Source organism: Cellulophaga baltica, assembly GCF_900102165.1.
Lineage (GTDB): Bacteria > Bacteroidota > Bacteroidia > Flavobacteriales > Flavobacteriaceae > Cellulophaga > Cellulophaga baltica.
In genome coordinates this window covers 169,368-192,866 of sequence record NZ_FNBD01000001.1, presented here as the reverse complement: position 1 = coordinate 192,866, position 23,499 = coordinate 169,368, and the positions used below count along the sequence as shown (strand labels likewise).

General features: G+C 34.8%; 17 protein-coding genes and 2 tRNA genes. 9 read left to right on the top strand and 10 right to left on the bottom strand.

The annotated features are described in order from the left end of the window. Window positions 1–55: 55 nt before the first annotated feature. From BLQ19_RS00870 to BLQ19_RS00860, 3 genes are read left to right on the top strand one after another with little or no spacing between them, the layout of a single operon-like run. Complete coding sequence (locus tag BLQ19_RS00870; RefSeq protein WP_083332155.1) at window positions 56–2,464, top strand: T9SS type B sorting domain-containing protein; 2,409 nt, start codon at window positions 56–58, stop codon at window positions 2,462–2,464. Window positions 2,465–2,483: 19 nt separating this feature from the next. Then, window positions 2,484–3,458, top strand: coding sequence for a PorP/SprF family type IX secretion system membrane protein (locus tag BLQ19_RS00865; RefSeq protein ID WP_226989962.1), 975 nt, complete (start codon window positions 2,484–2,486; stop codon window positions 3,456–3,458). 9 nt (window positions 3,459–3,467) lie between these two features. Further along, window positions 3,468–5,402 (top strand): OmpA family protein, encoded by a 1,935-nt coding sequence (locus BLQ19_RS00860; RefSeq protein ID WP_254788163.1) that lies wholly within the window; start codon window positions 3,468–3,470, stop codon window positions 5,400–5,402. Window positions 5,403–5,456: 54 nt separating this feature from the next. On the opposite strand, the gene BLQ19_RS00855 is transcribed toward BLQ19_RS00860, so the two are convergent. Next, window positions 5,457–6,092 carry a SanA/YdcF family protein gene (locus tag BLQ19_RS00855; RefSeq protein WP_025615916.1) on the bottom strand — a complete coding sequence of 212 codons (636 nt, stop codon included), beginning with the start codon at window positions 6,090–6,092 and terminating at the stop codon, window positions 5,457–5,459. Between the two features lie 218 nt (window positions 6,093–6,310). Between BLQ19_RS00855 and BLQ19_RS00850 the strand changes: the two genes are divergently transcribed. Together BLQ19_RS00850 and BLQ19_RS00845 are read left to right on the top strand one after the other, a co-directional pair. Then, window positions 6,311–7,804, top strand: coding sequence for a S41 family peptidase (locus BLQ19_RS00850; protein ID WP_175444385.1), 1,494 nt, complete (start codon window positions 6,311–6,313; stop codon window positions 7,802–7,804). Between the two features lie 271 nt (window positions 7,805–8,075). Beyond that, on the top strand, window positions 8,076–8,297 hold the full coding sequence (locus BLQ19_RS00845) for a hypothetical protein (RefSeq protein ID WP_024481817.1): 222 nt from the start codon (window positions 8,076–8,078) through the stop codon (window positions 8,295–8,297). Window positions 8,298–8,383: 86 nt separating this feature from the next. Here BLQ19_RS00845 and BLQ19_RS00840 read toward each other — a convergent pair whose 3' ends face one another. The 7 genes from BLQ19_RS00840 to mutS all read right to left on the bottom strand — a co-directional run bounded on the left by BLQ19_RS00840 (window position 8,384) and on the right by mutS (window position 15,268). Continuing rightward, window positions 8,384–9,358 (bottom strand): succinylglutamate desuccinylase/aspartoacylase family protein, encoded by a 975-nt coding sequence (locus BLQ19_RS00840; protein ID WP_083332154.1) that lies wholly within the window; start codon window positions 9,356–9,358, stop codon window positions 8,384–8,386. After that, complete coding sequence (gene rimK, locus BLQ19_RS00835; RefSeq protein ID WP_025615914.1) at window positions 9,348–10,223, bottom strand: 30S ribosomal protein S6--L-glutamate ligase; 876 nt, start codon at window positions 10,221–10,223, stop codon at window positions 9,348–9,350. Before rimK ends, BLQ19_RS00840 begins: the two co-directional genes overlap by 11 nt. A gap of 365 nt (window positions 10,224–10,588) precedes the next feature. After that, window positions 10,589–11,173, bottom strand: a complete 585-nt coding sequence (locus BLQ19_RS00830) for a phosphatase PAP2 family protein (protein WP_074537107.1) — start codon at window positions 11,171–11,173, stop codon at window positions 10,589–10,591. A gap of 45 nt (window positions 11,174–11,218) precedes the next feature. Further along, complete coding sequence (locus tag BLQ19_RS00825) at window positions 11,219–12,097, bottom strand: phosphatase PAP2 family protein (RefSeq protein ID WP_074537106.1); 879 nt, start codon at window positions 12,095–12,097, stop codon at window positions 11,219–11,221. A gap of 202 nt (window positions 12,098–12,299) precedes the next feature. Further along, window positions 12,300–12,383 (bottom strand) — tRNA-Leu (locus BLQ19_RS00820). Window positions 12,384–12,444: 61 nt separating this feature from the next. Further along, window positions 12,445–12,516: transfer RNA gene (locus tag BLQ19_RS00815), tRNA-Gly, on the bottom strand. A gap of 175 nt (window positions 12,517–12,691) precedes the next feature. Continuing rightward, window positions 12,692–15,268 carry a DNA mismatch repair protein MutS gene (gene mutS, locus BLQ19_RS00810; protein ID WP_139150189.1) on the bottom strand — a complete coding sequence of 859 codons (2,577 nt, stop codon included), beginning with the start codon at window positions 15,266–15,268 and terminating at the stop codon, window positions 12,692–12,694. Window positions 15,269–15,419: 151 nt separating this feature from the next. Between mutS and BLQ19_RS00805 the strand changes: the two genes are divergently transcribed. Further along, entirely contained in the window at window positions 15,420–15,950 is a 531-nt protein-coding gene (locus BLQ19_RS00805) for an RNA methyltransferase (protein WP_074537104.1), read from the top strand. Window positions 15,951–16,122: 172 nt separating this feature from the next. Here BLQ19_RS00805 and folK read toward each other — a convergent pair whose 3' ends face one another. Further along, window positions 16,123–17,268, bottom strand: coding sequence for a 2-amino-4-hydroxy-6-hydroxymethyldihydropteridine diphosphokinase (gene folK, locus BLQ19_RS00800; RefSeq protein ID WP_074537103.1), 1,146 nt, complete (start codon window positions 17,266–17,268; stop codon window positions 16,123–16,125). 71 nt (window positions 17,269–17,339) lie between these two features. On the opposite strand from folK, the gene sppA reads away from it, so the two are divergent. The 3 genes from sppA to BLQ19_RS00785 all read left to right on the top strand — a co-directional run bounded on the left by sppA (window position 17,340) and on the right by BLQ19_RS00785 (window position 22,698). Then, window positions 17,340–19,100 carry a signal peptide peptidase SppA gene (gene sppA / locus BLQ19_RS00795; protein ID WP_025615909.1) on the top strand — a complete coding sequence of 587 codons (1,761 nt, stop codon included), beginning with the start codon at window positions 17,340–17,342 and terminating at the stop codon, window positions 19,098–19,100. A 15-nt stretch (window positions 19,101–19,115) separates the two neighbouring features. Then, window positions 19,116–19,826, top strand: coding sequence for a queuosine precursor transporter (locus BLQ19_RS00790; RefSeq protein ID WP_025615908.1), 711 nt, complete (start codon window positions 19,116–19,118; stop codon window positions 19,824–19,826). Between the two features lie 133 nt (window positions 19,827–19,959). Further along, window positions 19,960–22,698, top strand: a complete 2,739-nt coding sequence (locus BLQ19_RS00785) for an AsmA family protein (RefSeq protein WP_074537102.1) — start codon at window positions 19,960–19,962, stop codon at window positions 22,696–22,698. On the opposite strand, the gene BLQ19_RS00780 is transcribed toward BLQ19_RS00785, so the two are convergent. After that, the gene (locus tag BLQ19_RS00780; protein WP_074537101.1) at window positions 22,688–23,485 is read right to left on the bottom strand and encodes a DUF2797 domain-containing protein; all 798 of its coding nucleotides are present in this window, start codon (window positions 23,483–23,485) and stop codon (window positions 22,688–22,690) included. The two genes, BLQ19_RS00785 and BLQ19_RS00780, sit on opposite strands and share 11 nt — an antisense overlap. Window positions 23,486–23,499 lie beyond the last annotated feature (14 nt).

The following is a 23,499-nucleotide window of genomic DNA, read 5'->3' as shown; positions in this document are numbered from 1 at the left end:
ATGAAGCAAAAATTAGAGAGATTTTTGTTTTTCTAAGAAATAAAACACTATAACCATGAATACCCTATACCAACCAATTGATAGGACTAGTTGTGCCAATTATTTTACGCGCGTAGTACTTGTCATCGGATTTATATTTTTACCACTCTTCATGTCTGCACAGTCTACCGTAGTTGTAACTGCAACAGATGCCATAGCAACAGAAGGAACACCAGCAGATGATATAGGTGTTTTTGAAATAGATTTAGGTTCTGTAAATACTACAGGAGGAAATGTGGTGGTTAATTTTGTTTTCAGCGGTACCGCAACTTCAGGTACAGATTATACAGATCTTGGATCCAATGTCAGTATTCCAAATGGTGTTAGAACTGCTCAATTAACTTTAATTCCTACGGATGATGCCTTATTTGAAGGGAATGAAAGTGTGCAAATTAGATTAACAAGTACAGATAATACAGAATTTACAATAGCAGGGAATTCTAGTAGTGATGCTTTAATTACCTTAGTAGACAATGATGGGTGTAGCGCTGGAGCAACAGCTCCGCCAGTTATAAATAATATCCCTACACGATATTGTTCAGGGATTGAGGTAGATTTATCTAGTTTTGTAACAAGAGCAGCTCCGTCCGGAACCACTTTACGTTGGAGTACAGACGCTACTCCTGATCCAGACGATGAAGCTTCATTTCTAGATGCTTCAATTATTACTTCAGGAGGAAATTTTTACGGATTCTATTATGGTACAGAAAATGGAAACGCTTGTATCTCTCCAGTTGTAAGCTTACCAACCATTAGTTTTGATACTGCTCCTTCTTTAGGGACTTTAAGTAGTAATAATCAAGCGTGTAATCAAGGCTTTTTTAGTACAACTTTAGATTTGGACTCGGCCCTTACGGGAGAAACCACCGGTGGGGTATGGAATTTAATAGAAGCCCCTTTGGGTCAGAGTACTTCCATCAATGGGTTAAATAGAGTAAATTATTTCGGGCAGCCATCTGGCTCCTATATATATACGTATACACCAAGTTATGCAGGTGCACCTTCTTGTCCTGTAGAGAGTATAGAGGTTACTATTTTTGTAACAGAATGTACTCCTTGTGATGCAGGAAACACACCTCCTCAGTTAAATACGGATGTGCCAACAGAATTTTGTGTGGTTGATGGGGAAACGATAAGTCAAGATTTAGCAGCATATACAGATAGCACAGCGCCAGCTGGTACGCGATTGGTTTGGAGTAGAAGTAATGATTATACCAGAATGGATGTGTACTTAACCTCTACGGTAGTTTCCCAAGAGGGTACCTTTTATGCTTTCTTTTTAAATGATGAAGGAACTCCAGATGATAGTGATGATGATTGTGCAAGTCCAGTACTATCTGTTTCACTTGTAGTCAATGAAAAGCCAGAAATAGCAGCAACAGAAAATGCTTTATGTTCTGAAGGGATTATGACTTTAGAAGCAACAGCAACGGCAGGTAGTGTTATCAATTGGTATGCTACTATGGATAGTACAACGCCATTAGAGGAAAATACGGGTAGATTTACAACGCCAAACTTAACACAGACAACTACTTATTATGCAGAAGCAGTATTGGGGAGTTGTCCTTCAGATCGTATTCCGGTTATCGCAACCATTAGTAATGAACCTGTAGTTCAGGCATCAACAACACTGCTTAATGTATGCAATGTTGCCGGTGCAGATCTTCCGAATGTAATAGATTTAAATACAGGACTTACTCAAAATGTTTCAGGAACATGGGTAGTCACGTCTGACCCTACCAATGGATTAACAATTACTGGAACAGATACTGTAGATTTTATAAATGCTCCGGAAGGTAATTACACCTTTACATTTACAACAGATACTGCCGTTGCTCCTTGTTCAGATGCTTCTGTTACGATTACCGTAACCGTGGTAGAATGTATTTTAGATACTGATGAAGATGGACTAACAGATAGTCAGGAAAATGAACTAGGGACCAACCCAAATAATGTAGATTCTGATGACGATGGTATTTTAGATGCTATTGAAGTAGGTGACGATTTGGAAAATCCGCTAGATGAAGATAATGACGGCATTATAGATGCTTTAGATTCTAATACACTTGATAGTGATTCGGATGGTATTGTAGATCAGTTAGATCCTGGAAATTTTAATCCTTGTATTCCTAACACTTCTGCAGGAGCATGTGATCGTGAATGTGGTGTGCTATTTAATCAGTTTTCGCCAAATAGCGATGGAATAAATGATTCCTTAACGATCAGTTGTATAGAAAGCTACCCAAACAATAGCATAGAAATATTTGACCGCTACGGAAATCAAGTATTTAAAGCAGAACGCTATCAAAATAACTGGAGTGGGACGAGTAAAAACGGAGACCTTCCAAAAGGAACATATTATTACGTATTGAATTTAGGTGATTCGTCACCAATAACCAAAGGGTGGATTCAAATTATTAGATAATATGCAAAGCACTTTTAAAATGAAAAATTTGAATATAAAAATAGGTAGTGTACTTGTGCTATTGCTAGGAGCGCTAAACTTTTCCTATGGCCAACGTGAGCCTCAGTACACACAATACATGTATAATATTGGGAGTTTTAATCCAGCATATGTAGGTACCGTAGAAAATACGGAAATAACAGGCTCTTATAGAGCACAATGGATCTCTGTAGATGGGGCGCCCACTAGTATGCGTTTAGGGGTTAATTTGCCTTTTTCTAATGAAAAAAACGGACTTGGATTTAATATTATCAATGATGAATTAGGGCCATCTACACAAACATATTTTGATGTAGCGTATTCATTCCAAATAAAAGTTTCCGATAATGCAAAACTCTCTTTTGGAGTAGATGCGGGTGGTTCTTTGTTGAATGTGGATTATAATAAAGGTAGTTTTGAAGTTATGGGAGAACCGCTTCTTAACTCAGAAACCTCCTTTAACAAGTTTTATCCAACAATAGGGGCTGGACTATTTTTATATGGTGATAACTGGTATACGGGTGTTTCTGTTCCGAATTTCTTGACCGATATTGTTTACAATGATGAGGTTTCTGTGTTTATTGAAGATAAGCCTCAATTCAATTTTATTGGAGGGTATGTTTTTGAGTTGTCAGACGAACTTAAGTTCAAGCCTGCTGTACTATTAAACTATTTAGAAGGCTTGCCGTTAAATGCGAATATTTCTACTAATTTCTTAATTAGTGATGTTGTAACCTTAGGAGCTGCCTACAGGTTTGATAATGCAGTGAGTGGTTTAGCTGGAGTGCAGCTGTCCAATAGTATGTATGTAGGGTATTCTTATGATTACTCTGTAAATGGTTTTTCTAACTATAATGACGGGTCACATGAAGTAGTTCTTAAATTCTTCTTTGGAAGAGGTGGTGATGCAAAGAATAAAAATAATGGGAATACCAAAGGCAAACCAAAACAGATAGATACACCAAGATTCTTTTAATACTAAAGCATGAAAATGAAACTAAAAGCCATCCTATTATTTTTACTGATGTTTAGTGCATTTACCAATGCACAGAAGAAATCTAAAGGCGACTATTTCTTTTTTGAGTATGCCTATAAAGATGCTATTAAGGAGTATACCAAAGAGTTGTCTAAAAATAGCCTCTCTAATCAGCAATATTTAAACCTTGCAGATTCTTATTTGAGAGTCGGGAACTATACGAAGGCTGCTCAGTTATACGAGAAGCAATATCAGAAAGATACTACGCTAGCTACTCCTTATATTAATAAACTGTTACTGTCTATTAGCAAAACTAAAAGCAGGCAAGAATTTACAAGTTATACGGAGAATTTTTCTAATTTCTTTTCTAAAGAATTAAAAGATAACGCCGACTTTAACTTTGAAATTTTAGAGGATAATACCAATAAAGAACAAGATTTTCTTCTTTTTAATTGTTATTTAAATAGTCCGCAAGCAGATTTTTCTCCTGCATTTTATAAAGATGAATTGCTGTTTACTAGCGGTCGTACTAAAGCTAAAGGAAAAATCTATGAGCCTTCAGGAGAATCGTATTTAGATATTTATTCTGGAAAAGTACAAGCAGATGGAGATGTGACGGTTCCTACAGTATTTAAAAGGGTAGCAAATTCTAAGTACCATAAGGCAACCCCTTTTTATTCTGAAGCATTAAAAGGTATTATCTATATGCTGTCAAATGCAGATGGTGATAATTTACTCTTTGATAATAAAGGTAAAAATACGCTGGCCATTGGATTGGTGAGTGAAAAAGGAAAGTTTGAATATTTACTAAGAGATTTAAGTACTTCTTTTTATTACCCATACTATGAAGCAGCAACAAGCAAGCTTTATTTTGCAGCAAATTTTGAAGGCGGTTTTGGAGGTACAGATATTTACTACGTACATACAAATAATGGGCAAATTATGTCTGCTCCTATTAATTTAGGACCAAAAATAAATTCTTCTGGGAATGAAATTGCACCTTTTATCTTTGAAGGTAGTTTGTTTTTCTCGTCTGATATTTTTTACGGTCTAGGAGGTATGGATATGTATACTTCAAATATAACTGCAGATGGTTTTAGCACTCCTGTGAACCTTGGTAAAGGAATTAATAGTACCTATGATGATTTCGGATTTATCATTAAAAAGAACGAAGCAGATAATCTATATGTAGGATATTTTTCTTCTAATAGAGAAGGAGGTAAGGGTAAGGATGATATTTATGGTTTTAAAGTAACGGAAAAACCAGGTTTAAAAACTATCGTTATTAAAGGCGTAGTTGTGAATCCAGCTAATAACCGTGCTATAGAAGAAGCTAGTATCACCTTGTTAGATGAGGATGAAAATATTCTTAAGCAAGCGGTTAGTGATGCTGAAGGTAATTATGAATTCGAAATTCCGTTTAGAAAAGGCTATGCTGTAAAAGCGTATAAGAAAGGGCACGGACGTTTTTATGAAAAGTTCCTTCAGGAGGAAGAAGTAAAAGCTGTTACGCAAAATGTAAAAATTGGTTTGCCTTTTATTCAAGATGTTGTAGAAGAAAAAGAAAATAAAACAGTCATCAAATTACAGAAATTCTATTTCGCTAAGGGTTCAAGTACCATTACACCTGCAATTGCTTCAGAATTAGATAAGGTGGCTGCTGTCGTTGTGAATTTTCCTAATATTAGACTTAAGGTAGAATCACACACCAATAGCCGTGGAAGCGATTCTAGAAACTTAGCATTGTCACAAGACAGAGCTACAGCCGTTAAAAATTACCTACTTAGTAAAGGTGTGGCGACTGATAATGTAGCAGAATACATTGGATATGGAGAAAACCTAGTGATAAACCAATGTAAAAATGGTGTTTATTGCTTAGAGTTCTTGCATAACCAGAATGATAGAACTTTAATTACCGTGCTAAACTATGATGAGTTGAACTAATAGATTTGTAGCGGTCATTGAAATTCGGCCTGTCTTATTGAGATAATTGATAGCTTATTTTATCTCAATTTTTTCGCCGTAAAACTTAGGTTGCTTATTTGTTAGTAGATCCAAAAATACTTTTACACGTGCAAAATATTCTCGTATTTGTACTTTGAAGCCGTTTTTTCCGGTGATGTCTTTGGCATTGAACCCTATGGCCTTTAAGCCTTTTTTATGCGCTAGGTAAATGGCTCGGTCATTGTGAAATTCTTGAGAAATTACTGTAACGCTAGTTAGTCCAAAAATATGTTTTGCGCGCATCATGGAATCTAGCGTTCTGAATCCGGCATAGTCTAAAAATATTTTGTCTTCAGGAATTCCGCCTTTTACCAGATCCTTTTTAATGGCTTTAGGCTCATTGTAATAAATACTTCCGTTATCTCCACTTACGAGTACGAATTTTATTTTATTAGCCTTATATAAGGCTATGGTAGCTGTAATTCTATGCGTGTAGTAGGGGTTGGGTTGACCGGATACAAGCTTCTTCGCGGTTCCTAAAATTAGGCCAACTCTATTGGCCGGTATTTTTTCTACTGATGTGTATGTTTCTTCTTCTGTAGACACATCAATAATGTAATTACAACTAAGTAGTATCGCAAAAAATAACACGATACATACGGCAATTACTTTTAGAATTCTTTTAAGCATATTTTATAAACTTAGGAATAAAGATAATTAAAACCTTATTCTGTTAGTCTTTTTCAAGTAAAATAGTAATTTCAGGGTTTATAGTTTTACAAATCATTCTGTAGCATAGGGTGACACTTAGAAGTGTATTTATGAGATATAAATGTTTAATTTTTTTATTGTTTTTGGTGATCACATCATGTGTGAGTATAAAGAGCTATAACCGTCAAATTACAAAATTGCATACAGTAGAGGAGCTGCACCAAGATGTAGATCATGTCTATGCCAAATTAAAAAAGCTACATCCCAGATTGTACCAATTTATAACAGAGGAAGATTTAGATCGTAAATTTGACAGCTTAAAAGGAACCATAGACGCGCCAATGGCTAGTACTGATTTTTATAAGAAGTTGGCGCCTGTAGTTTCAGAGGTGAGACAAGGTCATATTTCTATAAGTCCGCCATTTCTAAGATTTACAAAAAAAGAACGTAAACTTCGTAGAAAAGATAAATTTGAATTTTATGATGTTGCTTTTGAAAAGGTGGATGATGCCTTTCTAATAAGAGATAATTATGGTTTAGATAGTACGCTTGTAGGAGCAGAAGTATTAGCGGTAAATAAGGAGCCTATAGATGATTTGGTGTCTAATTACCAGCATGTATTTTCTTCAGATGGGTATAATACTACGTTTAAAGATAGGTTTGTTGCCTTGCGTTTTTCGGGTTTCTATTTACGAGATAAGGGACGGTTAGATAGCTTGGAGTTAAAACTTAGGCATAAAGATTCTATTTTCACAAAAATGCTGAGGACTATTCCGAAAGATTCTTCAAATGTAAAGAAAATGCCAAAAGACTCTACCGTAAAAGAGCTTGTGCTAGCAAAGCAAGAAAAGAAGGATGAAAAGCGTTTAGATAAAATTAGGAGAAAGGATAATTCTAAATATGGTTTTGACAAAAGTAAAAACCAGTGCACGCGTAATTTTAGGTTTCTAGAGCAAGACAGTACGATAGCGTATATGAAAATCAGAGGATTCTCAAATGGTCCGTACTCTAATTTTTATGAAGAATCTTTTCAAAAGATAGCATCGGCTAAAGCTAATACACTTGTATTAGATCTCCGAGATAACACAGGAGGTAGATTAGATGAGATAGCTCTTTTGTATGCGTACTTAACAGATAAAGAGCATCAATTTATACGTAAGGGAGAAAGTAAAACCAGAATTCCTTTTCATAAAGGACTTATATCCCGTAGAAGTCCCTTTTTGTTAAATGTGCTTGGTGTTATTGTGGCACCGGTTACCATACCGTTAGAATATACAAGAACGCATAAGAAAAATGGTGTATTATATTATAAGTTTAAAACATCTAAAGAGAATAAAAAGCCAAAAGAGCTCCATTTTGATGGAGCATTATATGTTTTAATTAATGGAAATTCCTTTTCTGCATCTTCAATTCTTTCAACGGCCTTAAAAGGCTCGGGTAGGGCTACATTTGTGGGCGAAGAGACAGGCGGGCATTATAACGGAACAGTTGCGGGAATTAGTAAGTTTATTCAATTGCCAAATTCAAAAGTAACGGTAAGTTTTGGAATGTTGCACATACAATCTCCCTTTGAAAATCAAGAAATAGGGTATGGTATAAAGCCAGACGTGCGTATTGTTCCCAATAAAGAAAATAGAGCTGAGAATGAAGATCCAGAGCTAGAATGGGTAATAAAAAATCTCAAGCAATAGTTTTTTTAGTTATATTTAATTAACTTATATTAGATTGATAAGATCTTCTTATATTCAAATAGGGTTAAAATATTACTAATTGCAAATTTCATGGTTTGGTATAATTAGGTATTTTGTAGATTTGTTTATAAGATTTTATACTTTTGACCTTATTTATTTGCATTAATTGTGGAACTAAAATATGTTTGAATTTTATAATAAAGGGTCTTAAATTATCGTTGTATTTGAACAAAATGAATTTATAGACAAGGTAGATTTAAAAAATGTAGCTATGGATGTATTAGAAAAAGCATTAGAATTTGAAGGGCGAAAAATGTCAGGTATGACAACTAGCGATAGAGTAGAGGCTTCAAGAGAAGCAAAAACCTTGATATTGGCACTTAACGAAATATACAAGGAAAGTAAAGATACAGAGTTAATGGACGTTATGAAGCGTTTAACGGTAATTAAGCGTAAGATAGATAAGCGTCTTAACGGAAAGCTTGTTGTTTAAGAAGATTCAGAATTGTAAATACAAAAGGCTCAAGAATAATTTTCTTGAGCCTTTTTTGTATTTACCTAAGTTTTGCAAAAGTTAAGTTATAGGGCTTCATTTTTGGTAATATGTACAATAGCATCTCCTTGGTTAACGATAGGTGATTGATTAACACAAATGATGTGACCCGCAAAAGTTGCTTTTTGTTTTTTCTCAAAATAACCAAACGGATCAGACAGGCTTCCTAAATTATCTCCAACATTTACAAACTGCCCTAGTTGTATTGTTGGGTGAAAAAGGCCGGAGAATTTTGCTCTTATCCATGCAGAGTCGCTCACCAAATAGGTAGTTTCTTTCAGCGGTTTTAGAGTGGCTATTTCTTTTTGAAAATTACGAATCCCTAATTGCTGCATGACTTTAAGAGTACCTGTTAGGCCAATTTTAGAAACTTCATTATTGATGTTTAAAGATTTTCCTCCTTCAAATAAGAGTACTTTTTTGTTCAACTTATTTAAGGTCTCTCTAAAAGATTTTTCTCTTTTGGCTGAGGTAATGATAAATCTAGTGCCAAATATTTTAGCTAGCTCTAGGCTTTCTGCATCATTTTTTCCAATTCTGATTTGCGGTGCGTTAAAACGACTATCGCCTCCCGTATGAAAATCGATACAGTAATCAATATGTGGAACAATCTCCTTTACGATATGGTACGCAAACCTGCTGGCAAGTGATCCGCGTAGACTTCCAGGGAAAACACGATTCAAATCTCTACCATCAGGAAATTCTCTGGTTTGGCTTAGAAATCCAAAAACATTCACCACAGGGATGCAAATAGTCATGCCAGCTGTGGGAATATGATATTTTTCTGATATAATTTTTCGAACAATTTCAACACCGTTAATTTCATTACCGTGAATACCGCCGGTTAGTAATAGTGTTGGGCCACTTTCTTTAGCTCTTGAAACTATAACAGGTACTTCTATAGTAGAGCCTCTATGTAGTTTTGCTATATTTAGCGATAATTGATGTGTTTCACCAGGTAAGATAAGTTGGCCTAGAACTCTAATTTTTTTATTCGGCATTTCTTTCAACGTATTTTATAATATGTCCTGCAATATTCTTTCCAGTAGCAATTTCAATACCTTCTAATCCGGGAGAAGAATTTACTTCTAATATTAATGGGCCACGAGAAGACTGTAGCATATCTACACCTGCAATACCTAAGCCTAAACATTTAGCGGCTTTAAGAGCTGCATTTTCTTCTTCATCTGTTAATTCTATAATATTGGCTGTACCTCCACGGTGTAAGTTAGATCTAAATTCACCTTCTTTACCTTGTCTTTTCATAGCGCCCACAACAACCCCGTCAACAACAAAAGCTCTAATATCTGCGCCTTTTGCTTCTTTGATGAACTCTTGAACGATAACTCGTGCTTGTAGCCCATTAAAGGCTTCTAAAATAGATTCAGCAGAATTTCGATTATCTGCTAGAACAACACCTAAACCTTGAGTACCTTCTAATAGTTTTATTACCAGGGGTGCGCCACCTACTTTATCAATTACACCGCTAACGTCTTTAGAGTAATTACTAAAAACGGTTTTGGGCAAGCCCAATCCTGCTCTAGATAAAATTTGTAAGCTTCTTAATTTATCTCTAGATCGTACCAATGCCTGAGATTCCGTAGCGGTAAAGACTTTCATCATTTCAAATTGCCTAACAACAGCTGTACCATAAAAAGTTACAGAAGCTCCAATTCTAGGAATTACGCCATCTACATCAGTAATTTCTTCTCCTTTGTAAACAATACAAGGTCTTTTTTTTTCAATGACTAAGTCGCATTTAGTATGGTTAACGACAACCATTTCATGTCCCTTTTTTTCACCTGCTTCAATGAGTCTTTTCGTAGAATACAGATTTTGATTTGCGGATAGGATTACAATTTTCATGTTTAATTTGTTAAGTATGGAGTTTAGGAATTACAGAATAGAATCCTTTTTCAACTATTTATTATTTAAAGTGATTAGGTGTTTCAATAGGTGGTAAGGGAAGCAAATGAATACGGGAAAGTATCTGTTGCTTTTTCTTTTTTAACTGATGTTGGTGCTCAATAATTAGTGTTTATGAAGGTTATAGAAGCTATTGAATGGTAATTTATACTAGTAAGAAATAGTTATTCAGATAAGGTAGCCAAAATAAACTTAAAATAAAATTCTCAGTAGTTTTTTTAGAAGTATTTGTCAAATGTAAAATTCACGTAAACTGTTACACCAACTGCATCGCATTCTTTACTTTATTGCAAGGTAATAATGCCTTAAATAAAATATGAGCTCTTGAAAATAGGTAGTTTTTTGAGTAGAAAAATGTATAGGAGACTCAATGTTGTGCCAACAGTTAATCCAGTAATGATATCTAAAGGGTAGTGTACTCCTAGATAAATGCGACTATAACTGACAAGGAGTGCCCAAGATGTTAATCCTAAAAGTATCAATTTATTTTTTTTGTAAAAAAGTAAACTAAAGAATCCCGCTAAGGCTGAAGAGTTAGCTGCATGGGCAGAAAAATACCCAAATTTACCGCCACAATGATTTCTTACATTTCGCATGAGAAGACTAATTTCTTCGTCATGACAAGGTCTTAATCTGGCTACGCTGTTTTTTACAATAATGGATAGTTGTTCTGTGCTTAGCAGTAGTGCTACTACTGTAATTACAATATAGATGGTTTTTATGAGTCCAAAACTTCTATAGGTGTAATATAGCATGAATAGGTAAATAGGAATAGTAACAAAGCTTAATGTTCTAGATAGGTATATCCATAATCCGTCCCAGGTAGGTGTGCCAAGTCCGTTTAAATATAAAAAAATGTCTTGATCAATTTTAACAAGCTCTTCTAGCATAAAATAGGATAACTAGTAATTTTTAGGGTACTATAATTTCTTGGATTAAAACCGACCAACAATTCCAATTTTACCTGGTCCTAAGTCTAAATTCCAACTTACTTTCTTAGACTGATCATTATACTTTTCATCGTATCGTCCATCAAGATATCTATCTATAGATTCTACAGTGAAGATACTGATGGCTACTCCTAGTGCTACATCAGTTAACCAATGCTGGCCGTCCCACATTCTAGAAACACCAGGGATGAGCCCTACGGTATAAATACCTGCTTTTGTCCACGGATTTTTAAATTGCTTTGCAATAGCGTAGGCGTTGGTAAAAGCTAACATGGTATGACCGGAAGGAAAAGAATGAAAATTTCTACTAGGATTAAAAGGATCAAAAGTATCTTTTGTTTTTCCGCTTACAGGACGTGCTCTACCTACAAGAGATTTGGTTAATTGCTGCAGTAGTCCGGCGGAAGTAGCAGACGCGATCAAGAGAACTCCAGTACGTCTTAATTTTTCGTTTTTGGTGACTAAGCCTGTTAAGTAGACTCCTCCGGTAAACATGTAGTTGTATTGTGGACTCCCAAATTCACTTCCGTAGTCTCTTATAAATTCAGGAATTCCTTCTTTTTGGCGTATCGAAAAATTAGAAGTTTCTTCATCAAAAATATAAAGTATTCCTGTTCCTGCAGTGATAGCTCCAAGAGTAGCCCATTGTTTGCCTTGCCAATGTAAGGGTCTGGTGTAAGAATAGCCTACGCCTCCAAAAACACTGCCTAAATCATATTTGAAAGACTGCCATGTAGTTTCTGTAGAATCAGAAAAAGGCTGTGTTTCTAAAGATTGTTGTCCTTGTAGATGGCGTAAGCCAATAAGGAAGAAAATTACGATAGGGAGTATTTTTACCTTCTGAGTTATTTTATGATTTTGCATAGAATTTAATGGGTGTATTGTACAGCTATAAATTACAAAAATAAAGGTTATGGGTTATACTTAGGGATTTTTTAGTCGTAGCTGACAGATAAAATTGTTAAGTGTGCTCAACTACCAGCTCTTTACGGCTACAGACTTTATCAATTAAAGTTGATGTGAAATAAAAAACCCTTGAAAATCATAAGATTAACAAGGGTTCTTGTACTCGAGGCGGGACTTGAACCCGCACGGACTAATGTCCATTGGATTTTAAGTCCAACGTGTCTACCAATTCCACCACTCGAGCCTATTTGCCACTACGGCTAGGATCATTGTTTAAACGTATACAAATATACTGTTTAATACAGAGCGAAAAAAGGGATTCGAACCCTCGACCTCCACCTTGGCAAGGTGATGCTCTACCCCTGAGCTACTTTCGCAGTTGATGTTTTATTTTAAAGAACTTCACATTCGTTCCAAATGCGGATGCAAATTTAATATAATTCTATAAAAACCAAAGAAAAAAAGCAGAAAAGAATTAAAAAAAATAATTAACTGCTTTTGTTCGTTTGCTATGCATTAAAATACAGCTATTTAGCTTTTTTTGATTTTAGCTTAAGCATTTTCTTTTTTGGTTAAAAGACGTTTAATTTCATTCAATTTCATCAAAGCTTCTACTGGAGTAAGCGTATTTATGTCTAAATGAGTAATTTCTTCTTTGACTTGTTGAAGCAATGGATCATCTAAATTGAAGAAACTTAATTGCATTTCTTCTTGGGCATCTTTTAATTTTCCGGTGAGTTCTTCACTAGAATGCGATTTTTCTAGTTTTTTTAGAATCTTATTGGCTTTAGTAATTACCTGTTGTGGCATTCCGGCCATCTTTGCTACATGTATTCCAAAACTATGTTCACTGCCACCTGGTGTAAGCTTACGTAAAAAAAGTACATTGTCTTTAAGCTCCTTCACAGAAACATTGTAATTCTTAATACGCTCAAAGGTGGTGGCCATTTCATTAATTTCATGGTAATGGGTAGCGAATAGGGTTTTTGCTCGCGCAGGGTGTTCGTGTAAGTATTCAGAGATTGCCCAAGCGATAGAAATACCATCATAGGTACTCGTTCCTCTACCAATTTCATCCAAAAGTACTAAACTACGTTCAGAGAGGTTGTTTAGGATAGAGGCGGTTTCGTTCATTTCTACCATAAAAGTAGATTCTCCCATAGAGATGTTGTCGCTAGCACCAACGCGTGTAAATATTTTATCTACAAAGCCAATTTTGGCTTGTTCTGCAGGAACAAAGCTTCCCATTTGAGCTAGAAGTACAATAAGTGCTGTTTGCCTTAAAATGGCAGATTTACCACTCATGTTAGGACCAGTAATCATAATAATCTGTTGCTCGTCCCTATTTAAAATAACGTCATTGGCAATATAAATTTCACCTAACGGAAGTTGCTTTTCAATAACAGGATGCCTGCCATTGATAATTTCAATTTCTGTCGTATCATTTATAATTGGTAAGGTATAGTTGTTTTCTTTGGCTAATTGGGTGAAGCCACAAAGACAATCTAATTGCGCTATTTGAAAAGCATTATTCTGTACCGGAGAAATATATTCTTGCATCCACATAATAAGTTGCGCGAATAGTTCTTGTTCTAAAGTCAGAATTCGTTCTTCGGCGCCTAAAATTTTGCCCTCATATTCTTTTAATTCTTCTGTAATATACCGCTCTGCATTTACGAGTGTTTGTTTTCTAATCCACTCTTCAGGAACCTTATCTTTATGTGTATTACGTACTTCAATATAATATCCAAATACATTATTTGAGGCTATTTTTAAAGAACTAATACCAGTACGTTCTGTTTCTCGCTCCAGCATTTTGTTGAGGTAATCTTTGCCGGAAAAGGCCAAGCCTCTTAATTCGTCTAATTCTTCAGAATAACCTTTGGCTATGGTAATGCCTTTAAGCATATTTACAGGAGCTTCTTCATGAATCATCTCCTTAATTTTAGAACGCAACAAATCGCAAGCATGCAATTGGTCTCCAATAAATTTTACGGCCTCATTTTTACTCTGCACGCACAGTTGCTTGATGGGTACAATTGCTTCAAGAGAATTTTTTAATTGGATGACTTCTTTGGGATTAATTTTACCAGTAGCGACTTTAGAAATTAACCGCTCTAAATCTCCAATTTGTTTTATATGGTTTTGAAGTTTGGTGTGTATGGTTTCATTGCTTTTTAAATAAGAAACAACTTCATGTCTTCTTTTAATTTTTTCAATATTTTTTAGCGGTAGGGCTAGCCAACGTTTTAACATTCTCCCTCCCATAGGAGAAATTGTTTTATCTATGATATCAAGTAGCGTAATCGCATTACTATTGTTGGCGTGGTATAATTCTAGGTTACGAATGGTAAAGCGGTCCATCCAAATGTACTCTTCTTCTGCAATACGCTCTAATTTACTAATGTGTTGCAATTGCCTATGCTGAGTTTCTGTAAGGTAATGCAGGGCTACTCCTGCAGCCGTAATACCAAGATTTAAATGGTCAACGCCAAAACCTTTTAAGCTTTTAGTCTTAAAATGATTGGTGAGTGTTTCCAAAGCATAGTAATCTTGAAAAACCCAATCTTCCATAAAAAAAGTATGAAATTGCTTTCCAAACGTGTCTATAAATTCTTTTTTATGAGACTTGGAGACTAGAATTTCATTGGGGGCAAAGTTTTGCAATAGTTTATCTACTTGGTCTTCTGTGCCTTCAGAAGTTAAAAATTCTCCAGTAGAGATGTCTAAAAATGCAACGCCTATGCCTTTTCTTCCAAAATGTATGGCCGCAAGAAAATTATTGCTTTTTGCATTTAAAATATCATCATTAAAAGCTACTCCGGGAGTTACTAATTCTGTAACGCCACGCTTGACAATGGTTTTTGTTTGTTTAGGGTCTTCAAGTTGATCGCAGATTGCCACGCGATGTCCTGCTTTTACTAATTTAGGTAAATAGGTATTTACAGAATGATGCGGGAACCCTGCCAATTCTGTTTTTTCACCGCCATTATTTCTATGGGTAAGTGTTATCCCTAATATTTGTGAAGCTTTGATAGCGTCATCTCCAAACGTTTCATAAAAATCACCTACACGAAACAATAACAAGGCATCAGGATATTTCTTCTTGATGGTGTTGTATTGATTCATTAAAGGAGTTACCTTCTTTTTTTCTGTCTTTGCCAAAAGCTATATAATTAACCTATTTTTGCATCAAAATAATGAAAAACGAATGTACTATTTTCTTTAGGGAATATACATTATTGTTGATATTTTGAAATAAGTTTTTGATTTAAGAAACATGCGAAAATTAAAGAATAGTGAACTAGAGCGTTTAGATGTAGATGGATTTAAAGAAGCCGATAAAACTCCATTGATTATTGTTCTAGATAATATTAGAAGTTTAAATAATATAGGTTCTGTTTTCAGAACGGCCGATGCATTTTTAATAGAAAAGATATACCTATGTGGTATCACAGCCCAGCCGCCTCATAAAGATATTCATAAAACAGCCTTGGGAGCAACAGATAGTGTGGTTTGGGAGTACGCAGAAAATACCATGGAGGTGATTAAGTCTTTAAAGAAAGATAAAGTAACCACTTTAGCTATTGAACAGGCAGAGAATGCTGTTTTTTTAAATGATTTTCAAGTGTCTAAAGACCAAAAATATGCCTTAATTTTTGGGAATGAAGTAAAAGGGGTTTCTCAAGAAGTGGTTTCTAGTAGCGATGCAGTTATTGAAATTCCCCAATATGGTACAAAACATTCTTTAAATATTTCCGTAAGTGTAGGTGTGGTAATTTGGGATTTATGGGCGAAGTTAAAAGTGTAATTAGCTTTCCAAATTAGAGATATAAAAAACCCTAACTTTTCAGTTAGGGTTTTTTGTATAGTTTGAGTTAGTTAGTTCTAAAACCAGCAATTAAACGTTGCTTAATTGCAGTTTTAATAGATGCAATTAACTAAAACCATTCTAACTATGCAAATAAAATGTGAATATTGTCTTAATTATTTACTCCTACGCTGCATTCAATTATTTGGTCTACAATAAAATTGTAATCCTTTTCTTTCTGAACGAAATCCAATTCGCTAATATCAATAATTAAAGTATTGTGATCGGGAGCACTTTTAATGAAATCTAAGTACCCACGATTAATTTTTTCTAAATAATCAGAAGGGATATTTTGTTCGTAATCGCGATCTCTTTTCTTGATGTTTTCTAAAAGGCGTTCTGTATTTTGATATAAGTAAACGTATAACCCTGGTTTTTTAACTTCTTTATGCATGAAATTAAAAACTTTTCGGTACAGTTTAAACTCTTCTTCCTGTAGGGTTACTTTGGCAAAAATCAACGATTTAAAGATATCATAATCACTCACCATAAAACTCTTAAAAAGATCAAATTGTGAAGTGTCATCTGTAAACTGTTGGTATCGCTCTGCTAGAAAAGACATTTCTAACGGGAAGGCATAACGCGCTTGATCTTCATAAAACTTAGGAAGAAAAGGGTTGTCTGCAAAGCGTTCTAAAATTAACTTGGCATTAAAATCGTCCGATATTTTACTTGCTAACGTTGTCTTTCCTGCTCCAATGTTACCTTCAATGGCAATAAAGTTTAGTTTGGAGAAAAGTAATTCACGCGTTTTATATAGCTTTAAATTAGTTTTCGTAACCGTACTTTTATCACGGCACATCTGTATCATGTTGCGCGTATCTTTATTAAATATAGGATGGTAAAATTGCGGGGCAATATCACTTAACGGTTTTAAAACAAACTTTCTATCCTGTAATGCTGGGTGTGGTAATGTTAGGGTGTTAGAGTTGATGATGTCATAGTCATAATAAAGTATGTCTATATCAATACTTCGTGCAGCATAACCTTCTGTGGTATTTCTAACGCGACCTAAGCTTTTTTCAATCGCATGTATTTTCTGGAGCACAAGCTCTGGTAGCATGTTGGATTGTAAAGCAATGCAACAATTATAGAAATCTTCAGACTCAAAGCCCCAAGACGGACTCTCGTACACATTGGAAATAGCAGCAACCGCGCTAATATCTTCAGAAATTTTGAAAATTGCGCTTTGCAGGTTGTAGAGCTTGTTGCCAAGATTACTACCTAACGATAAATATATTATTTTGGGGTTGTTCATAATAGCGGAACAAAATAAATAAAACAATTTAACATTAGTTATCTTTGTGGCGAATTTATAACGAAATTTTAATGAAATTTTTAAGAAATCTTTTAGCAGCCATTATAGGGTGCTTAATTGCGTTTGGTGTTTTATTTGGGATGTTTTTAATTTTTGCAGCACTTCTGGGCAGCGAAGATGGTGAAAAAACAATTAAAAGTAACTCAGTTTTAGAAATTCAAATACAAAATCCGGTACAAGACTATGTAGGTCGTGATGAATCAGATCCTTTTGCAGGTTTGTTTCAGCAAGCGCAGGGTTTAAATGAAATCATACATGCAATTAAAGTTGCTAAAAACGATAGCAAGATTAAAGGGATTAGTATTAATAATAACTTTATAATTGCGGGTTTGTCACAAACACAAGCCATTCGTAACGCTTTAGAAGATTTTAAAACTTCGGGTAAATTTATATATGCCTATGCCGATATATATGTACAGAAAGATTTTTATTTAGCATCTGTCGCAGATAGTTTGTTTTTAAATGAAGTAGGTTCATTAGACTTTAAGGGGCTTTCTTCAGAAGTTCTTTTTTATAAAGACTTGCAAGAGAAAACAGGAATTAAAATGGAGGTTATTCGGCATGGAAAATATAAGAGTGCTGTAGAGCCTTATTTGACTAATGAAATGAGTGAAGCCAACAGAACTCAAATAAAAGAATTGCTTAATTCTCTTTGGGGTTCCATGGTAGATGAAATTGCGGTAAGCAGAAATATGTCTTCTGAGAATTTAAATGTTATCGCGGATACTTTAGGAGGTAGAATGCCACAATTGGCAAAAGAATCTGGTTTAGTAGATGACGTATTGTTTTTTGATCAGTATGAGCATAAACTTAAAAATGCGGCAAAAATAGCGATAGAGGAAGATATTAATTATGTCTCTCTTGAAGATTATATTGATACGGCAAATAAAACCAAGTTGTATAAAGGTGATGATAAAATTGCTGTAATTTATGCGCAAGGTGAGATTTTGTACGGAGAAGGTGGGCCAGATATAATAGGTCAAGGAATTATTAATTCATCACTTAAAAAAGCAAGAGAGGACGATGCTGTTAAGGCAATTGTACTTCGTGTAAACTCTCCAGGAGGTAGTGCCTTAACTTCCGATATTATTTGGAGAGAAATAGAACTTACTAAAGCAATTAAGCCTGTGGTGGTTTCTATGGGAGATGTGGCGGCTTCAGGAGGATATTATATTGCGGTAGGTGCAGATAAGATTTTTGCAGAGCCTACAACAATAACAGGGTCAATTGGGGTCTTTGGTACTATTCCTAATGCGACAGAATTAGCTGAAAATATAGGGATAAATGCAGAGCAAGTAGGGACTAATAAGAACTCAGTAGATTACTCTTTGTTTGAGCCTATGACAGACGGATTTAGAAATATGATGCAAGAAAGTGTAGAAGGCACTTATAATACGTTCTTAGAGCGTGTGGCGGAAGGAAGAAAAATTACCGTGGCAGAAGCAGATAGTATGGCGCAAGGTAGGGTTTGGAGTGGAATTGATGCCAAGAATCTTGGTTTGGTAGATGAATTAGGGAGTTTAGATGACGCTATTAAAGGCGCAGCAGAATTGGCTGATGTTGCTAGTTATGGCATAAAAATATTTCCAAAATATAAGTCTGGTTTTGAGCGTTTCATGGAAGATTATGGAGGGGCTAGCTCTAAAATTAAGCAAGATTTTATTCGTGAAGAACTTGGTTTAGAAGCGTATTCAATCCTAAAAGAAGTGAAAGCGGCAATGGGTCAAGAAGGGGTGCAAGCTAGGGTGCCTTTTGTGTTAAGTATAAAATAAGAGTAGATTATTTAAATGACTACAGCAGATAAAAAGTTCGCTTTTAAACTATATTTATTTTTAGCAGCATTGTTTATTACCTCTCTGGTGGTGTCTAATCTTATTTTTCAAAAGTTTTTCTATTGGAAACCTTTTGGAGATGTAACAATTTTTGGCGCAAGTTTATTTGAGGTTTCTGTAGGTATTTTGCCGTACCCTATTACTTTTTTAATTACAGATCTTATCTCAGAAATGTATGGTAAGAAAAAAGCGAACCAAGTAGTTACTGCAGGTATTTTTGCGTCGTTCTTTTCTATGGGGATTGTTTTATTGGCCAATTATGTTCCTGCTATTGAAGGTTCCCCTGTGCAGGATGATACTTTTAGTCATGTATTTGCTTTGTCTCCCATTGCGGTCTTAGCTTCCATGATAGCCTACCTGCTTGCGCAATATATAGATGTAGCTATTTATCATTTCTGGAAAAATTTAACTAAAGGAAAGCATTTGTGGCTCCGTAATAATTTTTCAACATTCTTATCTCAGTTTATAGACACTTTCGTGGTGGTAGGTTTGTTATGTATTTTCGAAGTTTTGCCATGGAGTCTCTTTAAAGGGCTTGTAATTAGTGGCTTTATTTTTAAGATAATTATAGCATTTCTAGATACCCCTTTCCTGTATTTTTGCGTATATCTATGTAGAAAACGATTCAAGCTAAAGGTTGGTGAAGAAATAGTTTTCGATTATTAAAATAATACGTGGCGGATTGAGTTATAACAATTAGTAATTCAATTAATTAAGGTGGTGATTTACCGCTAATTTTAACCTTCGGTTTAAAATGTAAAAATTTAAACGAATACAAATCTTATAAGAGGCTTAGTAGATGAAAAAGAAAATATTAAAAATTGTAGGTATTGTTTTATTGCTATTTATAATTACGCTAATCGCAGCGCCCTTTTTTCTAAAAGGTAAAATAGCTGAAATCATAAAAAATAAAGTAAATAATAGCATCACGGCTACCTTTGATTTTGAGGATGCAGATTTAACGCTATTTACTTCCTTCCCGAATGCTAAGCTGACCATGAACAATATTTCCTTGGTCAATAAGGCCCCTTTTGTTGGTGATACTTTGTTTTCTTCAAAAGAAGTGGCTTTGAACATGTCTATTAATGAACTGTTTAAAGGAGCCGATGAGGCCATTGCAATTTCTAGTTTAACTATAGATGGTGCTTTGGTAAACATCTTGGTAAATGAAGAAGGTGTTGCCAATTATGATATTGCAGTAGAAGATGCTAACGCTCCGGCAGCAGAGGAATCTGAAGCTTCTAGCAATTTTACTTTTTCAATGGATTCTTACGCGATTAATAATGCTAGGATAAAATATCTAGACGAAGCGACAGGAATGCGTTTTGAACTTGTAGATATGAATCATTCTGGAACTGGAGATTTGTCTTTAGAGAAATCAGAATTAGATACAAAAACAAGTGGGTTGGTGTCTTTTGAAATGGATAGTACAAATTACTTGAATAAAAATCCTATAAAATTAGATGCGCTTATTGGGGTAGATTTAGCGACAAGCACGTATAGTTTTTTGAAGAATGAAGCTTTAATAAATCAACTTGCATTAGTTTTTGATGGTTTTATAAAGTTGAATGATGATAGTCAAGAGATTGATATTAGCTTTAAAACACCTTCGTCTGACTTTAAAAACTTTTTAGCAGTTATTCCTGAAGAGTATTCTAAGAACATAGAAAATGTAAAAACTACCGGAAACTTTAGTATCGCAGGAAGATTTAATGGTATTGTTGATGATACTCATATTCCAAAATTTAAGATTGATATTAATTCTGATAACGCTTCATTTAAATATCCAGACTTACCTAAAGCGGTGCGTAATGTTTTCATAGATACGGAAATTACGAACGAGACTGGAATTGTTGATGATACGTATGTAGATATTAGAAAACTATCTTTTATGATTGATGAGGATAAGTTTAATATGGTGGCTAATATTAAAGACTTAATGGGAAATACCAAGGTAAAGTCTCATATAGATGGTAAAATGAATTTAGCGAATATCGCTAAGGCGTACCCGGTGCCTGTAGATTTAAAATTAGAAGGCTTATTAGCGGCAGATGTAAATGCAGCTTTTGATATGGCATCTATTGAAAATGAAAAGTATGAGAATACGAATATTAATGGGAATCTTAGTTTAAAGAATTTCGTATACAATTCAGAAGAGCTTAAAAATCCTGTAAAAATTACCTCTACGGCAGTAACTTTCAACCCTAAAACGGTTTCTTTAAATGAGTTAAGTGGTGTTACAGGTAAGACAGATTTTAGTGCTACAGGTACTATTAATAACCTTTTGGGTTTCATGTTTAATGATGAAAATGTAGAAGGTAATTTTAATTTAAAATCAAACACCTTTGCGGTAGATGATTTTATGGTAGAAGAATCGGTCGCGGAGGCTGAAGAAGTAGCTAGAACTACCACAACAACTACTGCGGGTACAGAGCAAATAAAAATACCATCTTTTTTAGATGCTACTATTAATGCTTCAGCAGGAACAGTATTGTATGATAATCTTACCTTAAAAGATGTATCAGGTACTATGATAATTAAAGATGAAAAAGCAACTCTGCAAAATATGACGTCTTCAATTTTTAATGGAAAATTAGCCTTCAATGGTGAGGTTTCTACTAAGAATGAAACACCAACGTTTGCTATGAAACTAGGAATGGATAGTTTTAATATTAGCGAAACTTTTAAAGCATTAGAATTGTTTAAAGTACTTGCGCCAGTAGCGAATGCCATCCAGGGTAAATTAAATTCCGATATCTCTATATCTGGAATGTTGAACAATGACTTTACGCCAAATTTAGCAACGATTTCGGGAAATCTTTTAGCGGAGATATTTGGTACTGAAGTAGATCCAAATCAAACCAAAGTATTGTCAGCTTTAAATAGCAAGCTTAGCTTTTTATCTTTAGATAAATTAGATTTAAAAGGATTAAAAACGGCCTTATCTTTTGATAATGGAACGGTAACAGTGAAACCTTTTACAGTTAATTATCAGGACATTGCCGTGACGGTTAATGGAAGCCATACATTTGATCAAAAAATGAATTATGCGGCTGTGCTTAATGTGCCGTCAAAATATTTAGGAAAAGATATAACAAGTTTAATTGCTAAGATTGATGACAAATCTTTGGATAATTTAACGGTTCCTGTTACGGCTTCTATTGGAGGTAATTACACAAGCCCTACGGTAACAACCGATTTGACTTCGGGGGTGAAAGATTTAACGTCTAAGTTAATCGAGATAGAGAAGCAAAAGCTTATAGCAAAAGGAAAAGATAAGGCTACAGATTTAATTGGTGGTCTGTTGTCTGGAAACCAAGCTAAGAAAGATTCGTCGGCTACAGCAGTAGATACAAAAACGCAAGTGAAAGATGTTTTAGGCGGAATCTTATCTAATAAAAAGGAAACAACTACGACTACAACAACCAAAACTGATTCTACAGCAGCGGCTACAAAAAATACGGCAGTTAAAGATGCTGCAAAATCAGTTTTGGGTGGATTTTTAAATAAAAAGAAAAAGGATACTACTAATAATTAATCGTTAGTGAGACATAAAGTCCTTCATTACTGCGGACATTAAAAACAGTGTCGTCTGAAAATATTAAGTATTGGCCTTTAATCCCAATCAAAGTTCCAGTGAAAGTTGGAGTTTTGCTGAGGTTAAGGCTTTTTACTTTTTTAGGATATTGAGAAACCGGGAAATTTAAATGAGTTTCTGTGTTAGATGTTATAAAATACGGTAAGGCCTCCTCTGGGATGTATTGCTTGAGCTTGTTCCGCCATTCAATAAGATCCTCATCTGCTATTTCATTCTTAAGCATGGTTCTCCAGTTGGTTTTATCGCCAACATAATTTTTTAAAGCAACCTCGGTTATTCCGGCTAAATAGCGGTTGGGTACTTCTACAATTTCAATGGCTTCATGCGCGCCTTGGTCAATCCAACGCGTGGGAACTTGAGATTTTCTTGTTACACCTACTTTAACGTTGCTAGAGTTGGCTAAATAGACAATATGAGGTTGTAATTGTACTTTCTTTTCGTAGGCAAGATCTCTGTCTTCTTGGTCTAAATGTGCTGTACTTAATTCTGGACGCATAATCCAATCTCCCGCAGAAGGAATATCAAAAAAACAACTCTTGCAAAAGCCTTGACGGTAAATGGGCTTGTCAAGTTTGCAGTTTAAACACTGGTATTTTATAAAGCTAATCGTAACTTCTTTGTTTAAGATTTGATTGACATTGAGAAAATCATTCTCAAATAGCATATAATATTGAATAGGCTGCCCTATTTCTGTTTGCATTTTTTGTAAAACACCTTGGTACTGCATAAAATATTTCTCTG